The sequence below is a fragment of the Pirellula sp. SH-Sr6A genome (assembly GCF_001610875.1).
Classification (GTDB): Bacteria; Planctomycetota; Planctomycetia; order Pirellulales; family Pirellulaceae; genus JBKCUI01.
The window spans coordinates 3,722,440-3,738,883 of record NZ_CP011272.1; the positions used below are offsets into that span (position 1 = coordinate 3,722,440).

Below are 16,444 nucleotides of genomic sequence, written 5' to 3' on the forward strand. Positions count from 1 at the left end.
GACACTGGTATGGCTCTCGTTCCCCTTCGCAAAGTCCTCGATCACGCAGCCGAGAATGGATACGGCGTCGCTGCTTTCAATGTGAACAACATGGAACAGATCCAATCCATCATGGAAGCGGCCAAGGAAACGAACTCCCCAGTCATCATCCAAGCGTCGCGCGGTGCACGGTCGTACTCACAAGATGCGTTCCTGCGACATTTGATGCTCGCGGCAGTCGAGCTCTACCCAGAGATTCCGATTGTCATGCACCAAGATCACGGCAATTCTCCAGCGACCTGTCTCTCCGCGATCGAAAACGGATTCACCTCCGTGATGATGGATGGCTCGCTGATGGAAGACGGCAAGACTCCTGCTTCCTATGAGTACAACGTCAACGTGACCAAAGAAGTGGTCAAGATGGCGCATGCTCGCAACGTTTCGGTAGAAGGTGAGTTGGGTTGTCTCGGTTCCTTGGAAACAGGAGGTGGCGAAGCCGAGGATGGACACGGCGCCGAAGGGGTTCTTAGCCATGACCAACTACTCACCGATCCAGATGAAGCAGCCCGCTTCGTTGCAGAAACCAATGTCGATGCCCTCGCTGTTGCGATCGGTACCAGCCATGGTGCATACAAGTTCACCCGCAAACCGGACGGCGAAGTGTTGGCGATGTCCCGCATCGAGGCGATCCATGCCAAGATTCCGAATACCCATTTGGTCATGCACGGTTCCAGCAGCGTTCCTCAAGAACTGCAGGACATCATCAACAAGTACGGTGGATCGATGAAGCAAACGTGGGGTGTTCCCGTCGAGGAAATCCAACGGGGGATCAAGAGCGGCGTCCGCAAAATCAACGTCGACACCGACTGCCGAATGGCCATAACCGGTGCGATTCGCAAGGTTCTCGCAGAGCATCCCGATAAATTCGATCCTCGCGATTACTTGAAGCCAGCACGCACGGCGATGAAGCAAGTCTGCATGGACCGCATGATCGCCTTCGGCCAAGCCGGCAACGCCAGCAAGATCAAGTAATCTTCCGCTGTGGCCGTTTTCCAAACGGCGTTCTCACCAAATCAGAGTATGCCGTTCTCGAAGCGGCATACTCTTTTCTTTTTTCATTCAGCCCGTCCTTCTAACTCAAAGCGGGCTTGAGATCCTGGCGGACCATTTCTTTTCCGTCCAAGTTCTCGACAATGATCGACAGGGAGTTCTTGTCCCCTACGATGCGCGTCAGCGTTGCGATTTCCATTTGTGGCCCTCCCATCACGATTTGTGAGGGCAGTCCATCGACGGCGACATCGAGGCGGGTGCTATGCATATGCCCGCTGACGATAGCCTGCACCTTGGCATCGACCAGCGTTGGCATCCAAGCTTTCGCACCGAATCCAGAGTAGTACGCATAGCCTTCCATCGAAGTGCCATCGTTTTGGCCCGGAAGCCCGCGCAGCGGGATATGGCAGATCGCCAAACGGTAGGGAGCCGTCGCGAATTCCTTCTCCTTCACTGCATTGGCGAGCCAAGCCCCTTGCTGATCGCGGTACGGTTCGTAGGCCGCTGTTCCTTGGAACGTTGGATGCGCATCCGGTTTATCTTCCCCTGTATCGAGCGTCACCATGGCCATCGGGCCGATCCGATGGAGCGAACAATAGGGTGTGTGAAGCGTGCTCCCACCGGCTCCATAGGGCCATCCGGGCAAACAAGTCTGCAATTGGTGGGCGAGTCTCCCTCGGACATCGTGATTGCCGGGGACAAAGATCAGCGGGCGGGATGAGGCCCAGCCACCGCCGTCCTTATCACCCGTTTTCCCCGGCCCTAGCAGGATGGAAGCTACATCCTTACCCGGGTGGAAATCGTTGCAGGTGTCGCCATTCCAGATCAACCAATCGGGATCATGCGATTCGATCCTCTCGCAAAGTTTTGCAATTGTCTTCGCGTTCTCATGCGTATCGTTTACCACCGCAATGTGGACACGATCCGGATTGTTGGGGAACGCTCTTAAACAATGAACTGTACCGATGTCCTCTTCCCCGTATTGCACGTTTCGATCCACCACTCGCAAAGGGACCGCGTGCAGGCGATAGTAGATCGGTGCATCAGCAAGTTCTGAACCATGGTTAACATGGATGGCAAGCGCGAGGTCAGATGCGGTCTTCAGTCCGTGATGTTGTCCAATGGCACGGCGATCCAATTTGTCCGGTGTGGTGCCCCACTCCACCCAACCTGTCGCCAACGCTTTGACTTGAAAGACCACCGTGAATCCGGTTGGGGTTCGATGCTGTACCACAGGCGGGCTCGCGATCACCGGACCTGAGTTCTGCGTGGGATTGCCCGCGGCTGGCTGTTGGTCTTGGGCACGGAGCAAGCAATCGGTGGAGAGAGCGAAGGCGGTAAGGGGGGCAGCGCCCAGCAAGATTCGGCGGTGGAGCATGGGGGGATGGTTTGTAGAGAGGGGAGGGATGGGGGCGCTCGTTTCTTGAGTTTAGACAGGTGCATGAGCCTCTGCCACCCAATAGCCGGATGTTCGCGTATCGATCGCGAAGATTTGATAAGATGGGGGGCGACCGCCGCTTCGAACTTCTCTGATGAGGATGGATTGATGAAATCAATGCTTGCACGGACAATTGCCGTTGGAACGCTACTTGCCATTGCAAACGGGTCGATGGCTACGGCTGCCGATTGGACTCAGTTTCGGGGTAACCATCGAGACGGTAAATCGAATGAGAAGGGGCTCGCGAATCAATGGCCAGCAGAGGGTCCGAAGCTGCTGTGGCAGGCGACCCAACTGGGGAGCGGCTACTCCTCTCCTTCGATTGCGGGTGGGCTCGCCTATCTGATCACCAATCAGGGCTTGGAAGCAGAAGAGGCGATTGCAATCTCCATGGCGGATGGGAAGGTGCAATGGAAAACCAAGCTGGGTAAGGTCGGACCCAATCGCGGTCCGCAATATCCAGGGAGCCGCTCGACTCCGACCATCGATGGGGATCGCATCTATGCACTGGGATCCGACGGAGACCTCGCTTGTTTGGATGCCAAGCGGGGCACGGTTCTTTGGACCAAGAACCTCCAACGGGATTTGGGTGGCAAGCCTGGATCGTGGGCTTATACGGAATCCCCTCTCATCGACGGCGATCAGCTTATCTGTTCGCCCGGTGGCCCGGATGCAACAGTCGTTGCACTGAATAAAGGGACAGGGGAGTTGATTTGGAAGTGCGCGACCGAGGAAGGGGACGAAGCCAGTTACTCCTCTCCGATCCGAGCGGAAATCGACGGAGTTCCGCAATATGTTTTGTTCCTTTCCAAGGGGGTGGCGGGCATCGACGCGAAGACGGGGAAGTTCCTCTGGCGTTATAAGAAAACGGCCGATCAAGCGGCCAATGTTCAGACCCCGGTAGTCAGCGGCAATTTTGTTTATACCGGCGCCAGTCGAGTGGGCGGTTCGGTCGCTGCGATCACCCGTGGCGCGACGGAAGCCAAGGAGGTTTACTTCAGCAAGACCTTGCCGACCGGCATGGGGGGGGCGGTCCTGGTGGGGGACTATCTCTATGGAACTTCAGGTCCCACGATTCTTTGTGTGAAGTATTCGACGGGCGAGATTCAATGGCAGGAGCGCAGCATTGGAGCGAGTTCGATTTGCTACGCAGATGGAAAGCTTTACTTGCATGGAGAGAACAACGACATCGCCGTCGTGGAAGCCAACCCCACCTCTTACAAATTGCTCGGAAAGGCCACGCCACCCAATGCACCCGAGCGTGGGCAATCGAAGGCTTGGACCTATCCAGCCATTTCCGATGGCAAGCTGCTCGTCTTTGACGCCGGTTCACTCTGGTGTTACGACATTCGATAGCGGGTGGTCGTTCGTGGGCATTGGCAAGTTTGCATGCCTAGGTCATTTGTTGTTTACGAAAGCGTCCCGGGGTGATTTGGTAACGTCGTTTGAAGACGACGTTCATGTACTCCGGGTGTTCGAACCCGCAGCGATTTGCGATTTCCTCTAAGGGTAGATCGGTTTCTTGAAGCAAACGTCGCGCCCGTTCCATGCGAACGCGCGCGATCATTTCGTGGGGAGTGGTCCCGGTTGCTTCGACAAATTGGTATTCCAGTTTTCGGCGGGACAGCGGAATGTGTTGGAGGACATGGCTGACATCGATTCCATCGCAGGCATGGTCTCGGATGAACCGAACTGCTGCGGCGATGTCCGGGCTCGATACGGCCGTCGCATCGGTGGATTGTCTAGATTCGATACCGAGAGGTTTGAGCAAGATCGATTCGGGGAGCGATTTCGGAGGGCCTTTGGTGTTTCGGCGTGGGCAGCGTTGCATCCAAGCATCGAGGAGTTCGGCGGCTCGTTGCCCTGCGCCGCGCGCGTCGGGGATGACACTGGTAATAGACGGGTGAGCCAGATTGCAGACGATCGGATCGTTGTCCACTCCGATCACGGCAATTTGTTCGGGGACTTGAATCCCCAGATTGCGACAATGGTCTAATACGATTTGGGCTTGGATGTCGAATGCGCAAAAGAGACCAACCGGTTTGGGAAGGGAATCGAGCCAGTGGTCCATCGGGGACTCGGGTGATTTGCGAGAAACAGACTTCGCGAACTGCGATTGCGATCGGAATTCCGTCCAGTGAACCGAGATATCCAGACCAGCATCGATACAACGCCGTTCGAATTGCTCGCCGCGCCACAGAGCCCAATTGAAGCCCCTGGGTCCGCAGAATGCGAAGTGCCGGAATCCCCGTTCTCGCAAATGCTCGAACGCGAGATCGGCAACGCGAACGTCGTCGGTTTCAACCCAAGGGATGTTCGGCACGCGTCGAGCAGCGCTCACATCGATCGTCGGGACTTGCAATTGCGAGACCGCCGCCGCGATCGCCTCGGTCTCGATGCGCGCGATCACCCCGTCTCCTTTCCAATCGCTCAGCCAATCCGGCGGGCTGGCCCCTCGCTCCAGTTCGGGGAGGTAGACCGACCACTGATCCCGCGTCCGCTGGTACTCGACAATGCCTTCCAGGATCCCCCGCGCGTACGCATTCGACGTCTCGATCAGGAGCGCTACCGTTTTTCGCCGTTTGGCCATTTGTAAAATACCTCAATTTTTTTGCGCATTTTATCATAGTCCAAAGTCCGGGTTTGATCCAAGATTTAGAACTCTACAGCGGGAAACTGGGCGCGCTTGGGTCGCGTTAATGGAATTCTCGCTGCCGTAGGGGGTTGTTGTTCCCCCTCGTTCCTTTCCAAGCATCTCAGGTAAAAGACGTGTCTAAGAAGTTCAATGTCGCCATGGTTGGTCTCGGATTTGGCTCCGAGTTCATTCCTATCTACCAGCGTCATCCCCATGCGAATGTCGCTGCGATTTGCCGCCGAAACGAGCACGAACTGCACGAGGCGGGGGACAAGTTTGGAATCGCTAAGCGCTACACCGACTTCGACAAAGTCCTGGAAGATCCCGAGATCGATTTCGTACACATCAATTCTCCGATTCCCGATCACGCATGGATGAGCATGCGGGCGCTTCAGGCGGGGAAGCATGTGATGTGCACCGTCCCCATGGCAACCAACATCGAAGATTGCGACAAGATCTGCCAATTGGTCGCAGACACAGGTAAGAAATACATGATGGCCGAAACGGTCGTCTACAGCCGCGAGTTCTTGTTCATCAAAGAAATGTTCCAGAAAGGGGAGCTTGGAAAGATTCAGTATATGTCGGCAAGTCATCCGCAGGACATGGAGGGTTGGCCGGAGTACTGGGAGCGGATGATCCCCATGCACTATGCGACGCACGTCGTCTCGCCGGTTCTAGGATTGGTCAACGGTCGTGCAGAGTATGTTTCCTGTTTCGGTTCCGGAACGATTCGAGACGAGTTGGCAAAGAAGTCCGGCAACAAGTTCGCCGTCGAAACCTGCCATATCAAGATCAAGGATTCCGACATCGCCGCCCACATTTGGCGATTCCTGTTTGATACCGCGCGGCAGTACCGCGAAAGCTTCGACGTCTACGGTACCAAAAAGAGTTTCGAGTGGTCGCTCGTGGAAGGGAAGAATCACATTCTCCACACGGCGAAGCTTCCGGAGCACGAGATTGCGAGCGAAGTCGTGGTGCCCGACTATGCGCACTTGCTCCCCGAACCGATCCGAGCCTTTACCAAATCGATTCAAGACGCAGACCACTTGTCGTTTATTCAAGGGGGAGGGCATGGCGGTTCTCACCCCCATTTGGTCCACGAATTTATCAGCTCATTGGTAGAAAATCGGGACCCATGGCCCAACGCAGTCACCAGTGCCAACTGGACCTGCGTCGGCATCTGCGCCCACGAAAGCGCCGTAGCGGGCGGGCAAATCGTCCGGCTCCCCGCGTTCACCCTCCAGTAGCCAGCATCTGGCAAACGACCGTTCGTTTGCTCTAGAACCTTTCCTTCCTTCCCATCTATCACCGCAGCCCTATCGAGAACTATGAGTTCTATCATTCAAAAACCATACGGCATGGCCCCGCAGCAAGGGGTTATCGCATGGAGAACGGTCCTGAACGGATTGTTATCTCTTTGCATCCTCGTTGGACTGAAGGCTCCCCTCTTTTCGCAGGAGTCGGTCCGAGTCCTGTTGTTGGGCGATCGGGGGCACCACCGTCCTTCTGATTTCTACCGAGCCATAAAAGAGCCCCTTCAAAAGAACGGGATTGCGATCGAGTACACGGAGGATGTGTCCAGTGCTCTTTCGAAAGAAAAACTGAGTGGTTTGGATGCGTTGATGGTGTATGCCAATATCAACGAAGTGTCGCCGGAACAAGAGGCTGCACTGCTCGAGTACGTCGAGAACGGTGGTGCGTATGTCCCTGTCCACTGCGCTTCCTACTGTTTTTTGAACTCGCCCAAATTGATTGCCTTGACCGGAGCTCAATTCAAAGAGCACGGTGGCGAACGGTTCCGAACCGTCATGGTTGCACCCGATCATGAACTGATGAAGGGGTACGACGGGTTCGAAAGTTGGGATGAGACCTACGTCCACCACAAACACAATCCCGAGGGGCGTGTCGTACTGGAAGCACGGCGGCAGGGACGATTGGCTCCCGGCACCACCGAAGAACCTTGGACATGGGTTCGCACCCAAGGCAAAGGGCGGGTTTTCTACACCGCTTGGGGCCACAATATGGACACTTGGAGCCAACCAGGATTCGTCAATCTCTTGGAAAGGGGAATCCGATGGGCGGCCAAGAAGTCGCCTGAGAAGGTCGCTCCGTTCCGAGATGCGAGTCGATTCACCGTTCCCAAGATGACCGAGATCTCGAAGGATCTGCCACCCTTCACCTATTCGAATGTCGGGAATGCGATTCCCAACTACCGAGGTCGCCAGCGATCAGGCGAGGGGGATACCATCCTCAGCGAAATGCAGAACCCGCTCCTAGCAGTGGAATCGGTCAAGCGTTATTCGACGCCTGTCGACTTCTCGCTCCGTTTGTGGGCTTGCGAGGACGATTCGTTGGGTGGTAGCAAGCGATCGAGCTTTGCGGGGCTCGCCGGAAAAGCGTTGGCCATGAACTGGGATCACCGTGGACGATTGTGGCTTTGTGAAACGATCGATTACCCCAATGAGCTTCAGCCGGTAGGCAAGGGACGGGATCGCATTCGCATCTGCGAGGATACCGACCGCGATGGGGTGGCGGACAAGTTCACGGTCTTCGCATCGGGCCTTAGCATCCCGACCGCCATCGTCTGCTATCGAGGAGGGGCGATTGTCCAAGACGGAACGACGACGGTGTACCTCAAGGATACCGATGGGGATGATGTGGCCGACTTCCGACAAGAACTGATCACCGGTTGGGCGATGGGAGATACCCACGGGGGTGTCAGCAATTTTCAATATGGACTCGATAACTGGATCTGGGGCATGCAGGGTTACAACGACTCGCGTCCTGTGATCAACGGAGAGCGCCAGCAAGGATTCCGTCAAGGGTTCTGGCGATTCGCTGTCAAGGCAGGTGCATCGGACGACACCGCTCCTGTCTTCGCCATGAAAGAGGGTAAGAACACGCTCGAACGATCCAGTCGATTCGATCAGCACAGCATTCGCGTCTCCAAATTGGAGTTCGTTCGCTCGACGAACAACAACACCTGGGGGATTGGAATCAGCGAAGAAGGGCTGATTTTTGGCTCTACGGCCAACGGCAATCCTAGCAACTTCATGCCCATCTCTAATCGCTATTACGAGCGAGTCAATGGATGGTCTCCAGAGGTCCTCAAGACCATTGCGGATACTTTTAAATTCCAAGCGATCACCCCCAAGGTACGACAGGTCGACTACTTCGACGGTTACACCGCCGGTGCGGGGCACTCGCTTTACACCGCTCGCAATTATCCAAAGGAATGGTGGAATCGTTTGGCGTTCGTATGCGAACCGACCGGACACCTTGTCGGCTCCTTCGTTCTGAATAGGGACGGTGCGGGGTACAAGAGCACCAGCCCGTTCAATCTCGTCGCGAGCGTGGACGAATGGGCTTCTCCCACCATGGCAGAGATCGGTCCCGATGGAAACGTTTGGGTCATCGATTGGTATAACTTCATCGTTCAACACAACCCTACCCCGCAAGGATTCAAGACGGGGCGTGGAAATGCCTACGAAAGCGAATTGCGAGACAAGAAACATGCTCGTATCTACCGCGTGGTTTACGAAGGGAAGGATGGATTGGACAAAGCGTTGCTGGAACAATCCGATGCACTGGTGCGCGATGGGTTGGATCCCAACAATGAATCGCAGTTGGTCGCGGCATTGAAGCATCCCAATTTTCTTTGGCGGCGCGCCGCACAGCGACTGCTCATCGAAAAGGGTTCTTTGAGTGATACGACTCTTCAAGCTCTCAACGGGTTGATCCAAGACAAATCGATCGATTCCGTGGGTTTGAATGTGGGGGCGATCCACGCGTTATGGGTATTGCAAGGCATCGGGAGCGCGCTGCCAACGGCGGCCGCTGTCGAGCATCCGAGCCCCGCGGTCCGTCGCAATGGCGTGCAAACGGCTCAAGATTCGTTGGCCTCGTTGAAGACGATTGCGGACAAGAATTTGTTGTTCGATGAGGATCCACAAGTCCGCCTGACCGCGTTGTTGAAAGTAGCAGATAGCGACGCGACCGAGCCTCGTGTCATCGCCGCGCTCGCGAACCCGAGTCGACTCGCATCGCTTTCGGGCTCCCAACGAGCCGATACGTGGCTCCTGGACGCCTGGACCAGCGCAGCGAGCGTTCACTGGAAAGAAGTTCTTCCGAAGTTGTTGGCGACCAAGGAGCCGCAATCCGCGGAAGCTCTGGCACGGATATCCATCGTCGCGGAACACGCGTCCCGATCCCGCATGTCCCCAGAGGCTTTTGCCATTCTGGGTGAATCCCCATCGCAAATGGAGGTTGCCGGCGCGATCGTGTCGGGAATTGCCAAGGGGTGGCCACGCGAGTACGAATTCAAAGCGCCAGCAGGACTGGGAGACAAGATTGCCGGCGTATGGCTTAAGTCCGAGGTTCCTGTGGAAGTGAAGAGCCAAGTCCTGATGTTGGCCAATAACGCGGGGATTCAAGAGATCGCCGATGCCCTCGCTCAGATCGTAGGAGAGCTGGCGACCGCGGCAATCGATTCGGAACGTCCTATCCCAGCGCGGATCGCGGCTGCGAAACAAGCCATGGTGCTTCAATCCGACAGCACCGAGTTGGTGACGAAGTTGCTGGAGGCCCTTTCTGCCCAGAGCAGCCCGGATTTGGTCGAAGGCATCATGCAGAGTTTTGCGACGGTGAAGGTCGATGGGCTCGCCAAGCTACTGATGACCAAGAGCAATGGGATGCCTCCCGAGTTTCGCCGCAATGCGATTCGATTGCTCTTGGCTCGCCCGCAGACCACCAATGAACTGCTCGATCTGATCGATACTGGTTCCCTTTCGTGGAATGATTTTCAATTGGATCAGAAGCAGGCGCTTCGAGACCATCCCACCGAATCGATTCGAACGCGTGCGAACGAGCTTCTCAAGTCGAAGGGACTGGCGATGAATGCCGATCGCCAGAAGGTCGTCGAATCTTGGATGGAGATCACCCATGAGCAAGGAGATTTGGAGAACGGCAAGGCGATGTATGCCAAGCATTGCGCGCTGTGCCATGTTCATGGAACCATGGGCGTTCAGATCGGTCCCAACTTGACCGGGATGGCAGTCCATCCGAAAGAAGAATTGCTTGTTCATATTCTCGACCCCAGTCGGAGCGTCGAAGGAAACTTCCGAACCTACAGCATTCGAACGGTGGATGACACGATCGTCACCGGGATGTTGGCAGGTGAAAGCAAGACGTCACTCGAGATCATCAACTCGCAGGCGAAGAAGGAAGTTGTCCTCCGCGAAGACATCGATCAGCTCATCGCCTCTCAAAAGAGCTTGATGCCCGAGGGATTTGAGAATCAGATGACCAAGGTGGAGATGCGAGACTTGCTCGAGTTCCTCACGAGCAAAGGCAAGTACGTTCCACTCGGAATCGATACGGTAGCGACCTCCATCACGACCAAGGGGATGTTCTTCGACGAATCGGGTATGTCCGAACGTCTGGTCTTCCGAGATTGGGGAGTGAAGACGTTTAAAGATATTCCATTCACGCTGGTTGATCCCCAGCGCGGTACCAAACCGAATGCGATCATGCTCTACGGCCCTTATGGCAACATGGCGCCGAAGATGCCCAAGCGAGTGGAGCTTCCGTGCAAGACGTCTGCAGTCGCCATCCATATGCTCAGCGGCATCGGCGGATGGTCCTACCCTGCCTCCGCCAAGGGGAGCAAATCGCTGATCGTTCGGCTGACTTACGAAGATGGAAAGACCGAGGATCACGAACTGATCAACGGTGAGCACTTTGCCGACTATATCCAGCGGGTCGACGTTCCCCAGAGCGAGTTCGCCTTCAATTTGAATGGGCGGCAGCTTCGGTACCTCTCGATCAAGCCGCGTTCGAAAGATCCGCTGGCCAAATTGGAGTTGATCAAAGGGAATGACGTCTCTGCACCGATCGTTATGGCGATTACGGTTCAGACGACCGAGTAAGCGAAACGCTCAGTGATCGTTTCCCCACTGCAGCGTTGAAAACGCCTCGCAGGGAGCAATCCTTGCGAGGCGTTCGCTTTTTTGGGGGGAAGATCTCCCTATGAATTTGTCGAGATGAACCGTTCAACCTTCCCCCGCTTTTGGACTATACTTGAGACGCGGTCCGCGAACCGGGCCCCCCTCCGTTTAAGCCTCACAACCTCTCTACCACGCTGAAGAGTCCATGAAACAGCTTCTTTCGTTCCTTTGGGTCGCCTTGGTCGGGCTAATCCCAAGTCTTTATGCAACGGGTTTGCTGCAAGCGGCCGACAAACTGGTCCTCGAGCCAGCCGATGGTAAAGCCAATGGCAAACATGTCGTCTTGATCGCAGGCGACGAAGAGTATCGAACCGAGGAATCGATGCCGATGTTGGGGAAAATCCTCAGCCAGCGGTACGGTTACCGATGCACGATCCTCTTTGCATGGGGACCGGATGGGGCGAACTATATCGATGCTAATAATCCGCGCGGTCTCCGAGGGCTCGACGCCTTGGCCGATGCCGACCTGATGATTATTGGGACGCGATTTCGCAATCCTGATAGTGAGCAGGCGAAACACATCACCCATTATTTGAACGCCGGCAAGCCTGTCATCGGTTTTCGAACGGCAACGCATGCGTTCCAAGGCAAAGGTGACTTTGGAGGCTTGGCATACAATGACTTCGGACTGAAGATTCTCGGGGAAACTTGGGTTAGCCACCATGGCAAGCACAAAGTGCAGGGGGCGCGGGGTGTCGTGGTTCCCGAGCAGAAATCGCACCCCATTTTGCGATCCGTGCAGAATATCTTTTGCCCTTCGGACGTCTATGGTGTGATCCATTTGCAAAACACCGACGAGATTCTGATGCGAGCCGCGGTTACCGAGTCACTCGATCCATCGTCTTCAAATGTGGCGGGCTCTATCAACGATCCGATGCAACCCTTCGCATGGGTTCGTGAATATCAGCGGCCGAACGGCGCCGGGACTGGAAAAGCGTTCTGCACCACCGGAGGGGCATCGATCGATTTCTTGAACGAAGATCTGCGCCGGCTCGTCATCAATGCCTCGCTCTTTTTGACGGGAAAAGATGTACCCGAGAAGACGAACGTGGACTTTGTCGATCCGTTCCAACCGACTTTTTATGGATTCATCAACGATAAGACGTATTGGCAATCCTTGAACCGGAACGCCGAAGATTACGGGCTGGGTAAATCGCCGACACAGAAAGATCCTCCAGGATCTCCCGAATGGAAGTTCCGATTGACATCGACCAACACGGCCCCATCGTCTCAGTCACCTGCTTCCTTCGAGCCGCGGCAAGGAGAACGGATTGCGTTTGTCGGCAGTTCGCTCGGCGAACGTATGAATTTGTTCGGATACTTCGAGACGTTGTTGCATACTCGATTTCCCCACAAGCAACTGGTGGTTCGCAATTTCTCTTGGCCTGGAGATGAAGTAGGGCTACAGCAACGCCCCGATGACTACACGAAGGTCGACGATCCGATGGAAGAGTTTGGTCCTGAACTCTTCATTTGCTTCTTTGGAATGAACGAACATTTTGTGGGAGGATCGGATCCACAGCTCGAGAGCTTCAAGGATAAATACCGCGAATGGATCGCAAAGACGAAGAGCAAGTTCTCGAAGAAGGATCGTGAAGCGAGATTTGTATTGGTTTCGCCGATCGCGATGGAGCAATCGAAGAATGTCCATTTACCCGATTCGAGCAAGAACAATCCTGTATTGGCGAAGTATGCCACGGCGGTGCAACAGGTTGCTAAGGAGCTGGGCCTGCCGTTCGTCGACGTTTATACCCCTAGTTTGAAGGCCTTTGGAGAAGAGCCAGATCTGCAGTACACCATCAACACGCTGCACGTCAACGAACGTGGCGACCGATTGTTGGCCAAGGAAATAGACTCTCAACTCTTCGCGACCCCACATCCCACGGGCACCGATGTGTCGGAATTCCACAACACGCGAAAATGGGTGAACGACAAGTCATGGCTTCACCTCCAAGACTACCGAATGCTCAACGGTTGGTATGTGTATGGAGGTCGTCGCACCTGGGACACTGAGACCTTCCCCAAAGAATTCCAGAAGATCCGCAAGATGGTGGGAGTTCGCGACCAATACATCTGGGATATCGTCGCTGGCAAGAAAGTGGCCGAGCAACCAGACGATTCGAAGACGGGCGAGGTCTTTATCCCCGAGACCATGTTCGGAACCCGAGATGACGGTTTCCGTCAGATGCGAGAACCTAAGACTTTGGTTTATCCGACTCCGGAAGAGTCGATCAAGCAGATGAAGGTGCCTGAAGGGTTCGAGGTGCAACTCTTTGCTTCCGAAAAAGATTTCCCCGAGTTGGCCAATCCAACGCAGATGATGTTCGACAAAAAGGGTCGGCTCTGGGTTTCGTGCATGATCAACTATCCGCAATGGCTACCAGGATCTGCGAAGCCAGGCGATAAGATTCTTATCTTTGAAGATACCGATAAAGATGGAAAAGCGGACGTCTGCAAGACCTTCTACGACAAACTCATCTGTCCGACCGGATTTGAATTCCATGAAGACGGAGTGCTCGTGGTCGATCAACCTCGCATCATTCTTCTGCGCGACACCGATGGTGACGACAAAGCGGACGAGGCCACGCAAGTCATCGATGGAATTGCGACCGATGACACCCACCACACCGTGGGTGCTTGGGAATGGTCTCACGGTGGGTTGTTGTACATGCTCGAGGGCGTTTCCATGTCCACCACGATGGAGACACCTTGGGGACCTTTCCGAAACAAAGGACCGTCCGGGGCATATGTTGTCGATCCCAAGTCGTGGAAAGTTCGGCATTTCCGTACGCCCGGTTATGGAAATCCATGGTGCATGGTGTTTGATAAATGGGGGATGGGAACGATCGGGGACGGAACCAATGCGCAGCAGCATTGGACCAGCCCTCTTTCTGGATTCGCCGTCAATTCCCGCAAGACGCTTCGTCCCAATTTCGACAATCAAGGCATTCGTCCCGCAGTCGGGAACGATTTCTTGTTCACACGACAGTTTCCGGATGAAGTCCAGGGGCAATTTATTTACGCATGTGTGATCAATCTGCACGGACTTCCTCGCTTCAACGTTCGCGATGAATCGGAAGGAGCGGGTTTCACGGGCGAACGCGTCGATGACTTGATCGCTTCCACCGACAACTTCTTCCGGCCTGTGGATCCTCAGATCGGTCCGGATGGGGCCCTGTGGTTCGGAGATTGGTGCAACGCCTTGATCGGGCACATGCAGTATTCGCAACGGGACCCGAATCGAGATCACGTTCACGGTCGCCTTTACCGCTTGGTGTACAAGAACAAGCCGCTGCTCAAGCCGGTGTTGCAGGACAAAGCGAGCATCGATGAACTGCTAGGGCAGCTCAGCGAATACGAACCGCGAACTCGTTACCGAGCTCGACGCGAACTCTGGTCGCGAGATGAGAAAGAAGTCTTGGCAGCCGTAGATCGATGGGTATCCGGAAACGTAACGGAGGAGCGATTGTGTGAAGCGCTGTGGCTTCAAGAGCGATTTAACAAGATCGATCCGAAGCTTGCGAACCGTTTGCTTCAAGCCAAAGACTTCCACGCTCGCGCAGCCGTGGTACACGCCGTTTCGAATCAATGGGAGACCTATGCCGATGCCATGCAGGTCCTCAAGCGAGCCATCGTCGATGAACATCCTCGTGTACGATTGGAGGCAATTCGAGGCCTGAGTTTCATGCAAACCGTCGAGGCAGCCGAAGTAGCGCTCTTGGCCACAACCAAGCCGATGGACTATTGGATCGAGTACACGCTGGAGCATACGCTGCAAGCACTCGCCCCCAAAGTGGATGACGCCATTCAACAAGGCAAGTTCTTGGCCGATGCAACGGATGGAAGGCGGAAGTACTACGATGATTACAAGTTGGCGTCTGGCCCCGGCGGACGAGTCGTGAAGCCCTTGCGTGATGCTGAGAACCCGGAACTCCCTCAATGGAAACGGGACGAAGCGATGCGCACTATCGCATCGATTGAAGGGGGCAGCAGCCGCCGCGGGGAGATAGTGTTCAACCGCGTTTGCTCCGCATGCCACCAGATTGGCGATCAAGGCAAGCCGTTTGGCCCTCGCTTGGATGATGTCGGTGCCCGTTACGGCAAAGACGCGATCATTCGGCATATCCTTTGGCCGAACGATACGATCGCTAAAGGTTATGAGACCATCCAGTTGGTGACCGTGGATGAAGAGGTCGTCACCGGCTTTGTTCTCAAAGAGACGCCAGAAGCAATCACCCTCGGAATTGCCACCACCGATGGAAAGGGGAAAGAACGCGAAATTCTCAAATCAGAAATCGATTTGAGGAAAGAGATGAAGGCCAGCTCGATGCCTGAAGGATTGGCCAAGACGATCGCACCGAGCGAGTTCCTAGATTTGATCGAATATCTCGGTCGGCAGAACAAGTTTACCATTCGAGAAGATGGTTGGATCGAAACCGGAGCTCCAGACGGCGAGCTTCGCAAATCGGGCGAATTCGTGGAGATTTCGCGCGACGCGCAGATTCAGCTTCCCAACAACTTTCCAGCGCAATGGTCAGGCTCGGCCAATCTCGTCTTGAGCGCTGTCGATCCTACCCAACGAGAGTTCTCGTTCCACTCTCCCAACGAAGGCTCCGAGTCGCCAGCTGTTGGTATTCGTTTGGCGAGCGAGAAGGAGATTCGCGTGATCCAAATCCAAAACCGACGCAGTCCGCAGTTCTACGAACGGGCAAAGGATCTGGCCGTGTGGATTTCCACCGATGGTCGGGAATGGAAGCAAGTTTGGAAATCGTCAAAGCCCGCTGAGAACTACAAGATCGAGCTGCCCGCGGGAACGCGAGGTCGCTACATCAAAGTAGGTCTCGACGGTCGGGGCATCTTGCATCTGAACCAGATCGCCGTCTTTGGTACGGGCAAGTAGCCGGAGGTTCAGGTGGTTAGGTTGGCTCGCCAAGGCGCCAAGGTCGCAGAGTGGACGGTTCGGTTCGCTCGCCAAGGCGCAAAGGTCGCAGAGTGGAGCGCGCGGGCGAGCGACTCGCGAAATCGGGTGGCGGAGTGAGTGGCACGCCCCCGAAGTGGGAAGCTGGGATGTACACCCAAACCGAGAAACGCGAAAAGTTACCTTGGTATCAGTTCCATTTAAGTACCCTGTTCGTGGTGATGGGGATTGTCGCTGCGTTTTTTATTGGTTTAAGTTGGTGGGGAGTCGAAGGTCTATGGGAGCGATTCTCGATTGCAATGCGGATCGGTGTGATCGTGGCGCCTTTTGCTGAGCTTCATAGACGCTTTCACGAACAGGACTTTCCGTCCGACGGGCCCTGTGTTTAAAGCGGGCCCTGTGTTTAAAGCGGGCCATCT

At 55.3% G+C, this 16,444-nt stretch carries 8 protein-coding genes; 6 read left to right on the top strand and 2 right to left on the bottom strand.

Annotated elements, in window-relative coordinates; genetic code table 11:
• Positions 1-9 precede the first annotated feature (9 nt).
• Positions 10-1,011, top strand: a complete 1,002-nt coding sequence (fba, locus tag VN12_RS14375) for a class II fructose-bisphosphate aldolase (protein ID WP_146677476.1) — start codon at positions 10-12, stop codon at positions 1,009-1,011.
• A 100-nt stretch (positions 1,012-1,111) separates the two neighbouring features.
• Here fba and VN12_RS14380 read toward each other — a convergent pair whose 3' ends face one another.
• Positions 1,112-2,407 carry a metallophosphoesterase family protein gene (locus tag VN12_RS14380; protein WP_146677477.1) on the bottom strand — a complete coding sequence of 432 codons (1,296 nt, stop codon included), beginning with the start codon at positions 2,405-2,407 and terminating at the stop codon, positions 1,112-1,114.
• A gap of 168 nt (positions 2,408-2,575) precedes the next feature.
• On the opposite strand from VN12_RS14380, the gene VN12_RS14385 reads away from it, so the two are divergent.
• Positions 2,576-3,823 (top strand): PQQ-binding-like beta-propeller repeat protein, encoded by a 1,248-nt coding sequence (locus VN12_RS14385; protein ID WP_205855048.1) that lies wholly within the window; start codon positions 2,576-2,578, stop codon positions 3,821-3,823.
• Between the two features lie 37 nt (positions 3,824-3,860).
• On the opposite strand, the gene VN12_RS14390 is transcribed toward VN12_RS14385, so the two are convergent.
• Positions 3,861-5,057, bottom strand: a complete 1,197-nt coding sequence (locus tag VN12_RS14390; RefSeq protein WP_146677479.1) for a xylose operon transcription regulator XylR — start codon at positions 5,055-5,057, stop codon at positions 3,861-3,863.
• Between the two features lie 203 nt (positions 5,058-5,260).
• On the opposite strand from VN12_RS14390, the gene VN12_RS14395 reads away from it, so the two are divergent.
• The 4 genes from VN12_RS14395 to VN12_RS14410 all read left to right on the top strand — a co-directional run bounded on the left by VN12_RS14395 (position 5,261) and on the right by VN12_RS14410 (position 16,414).
• Positions 5,261-6,349: a Gfo/Idh/MocA family protein gene (locus VN12_RS14395; protein ID WP_146679940.1), complete on the top strand. Its 1,089-nt coding sequence runs from the start codon at positions 5,261-5,263 to the stop codon at positions 6,347-6,349.
• Between the two features lie 81 nt (positions 6,350-6,430).
• A complete protein-coding gene (locus VN12_RS14400; protein ID WP_240491156.1) occupies positions 6,431-11,029 on the top strand; it encodes a PVC-type heme-binding CxxCH protein in 4,599 nt (1,532 codons plus the stop codon).
• A 223-nt stretch (positions 11,030-11,252) separates the two neighbouring features.
• On the top strand, positions 11,253-16,007 hold the full coding sequence (locus VN12_RS14405) for a PVC-type heme-binding CxxCH protein (protein WP_146677480.1): 4,755 nt from the start codon (positions 11,253-11,255) through the stop codon (positions 16,005-16,007).
• Between the two features lie 167 nt (positions 16,008-16,174).
• The gene (locus VN12_RS14410; RefSeq protein WP_146677481.1) at positions 16,175-16,414 is read left to right on the top strand and encodes a hypothetical protein; all 240 of its coding nucleotides are present in this window, start codon (positions 16,175-16,177) and stop codon (positions 16,412-16,414) included.
• Positions 16,415-16,444: the final 30 nt, after the last annotated feature.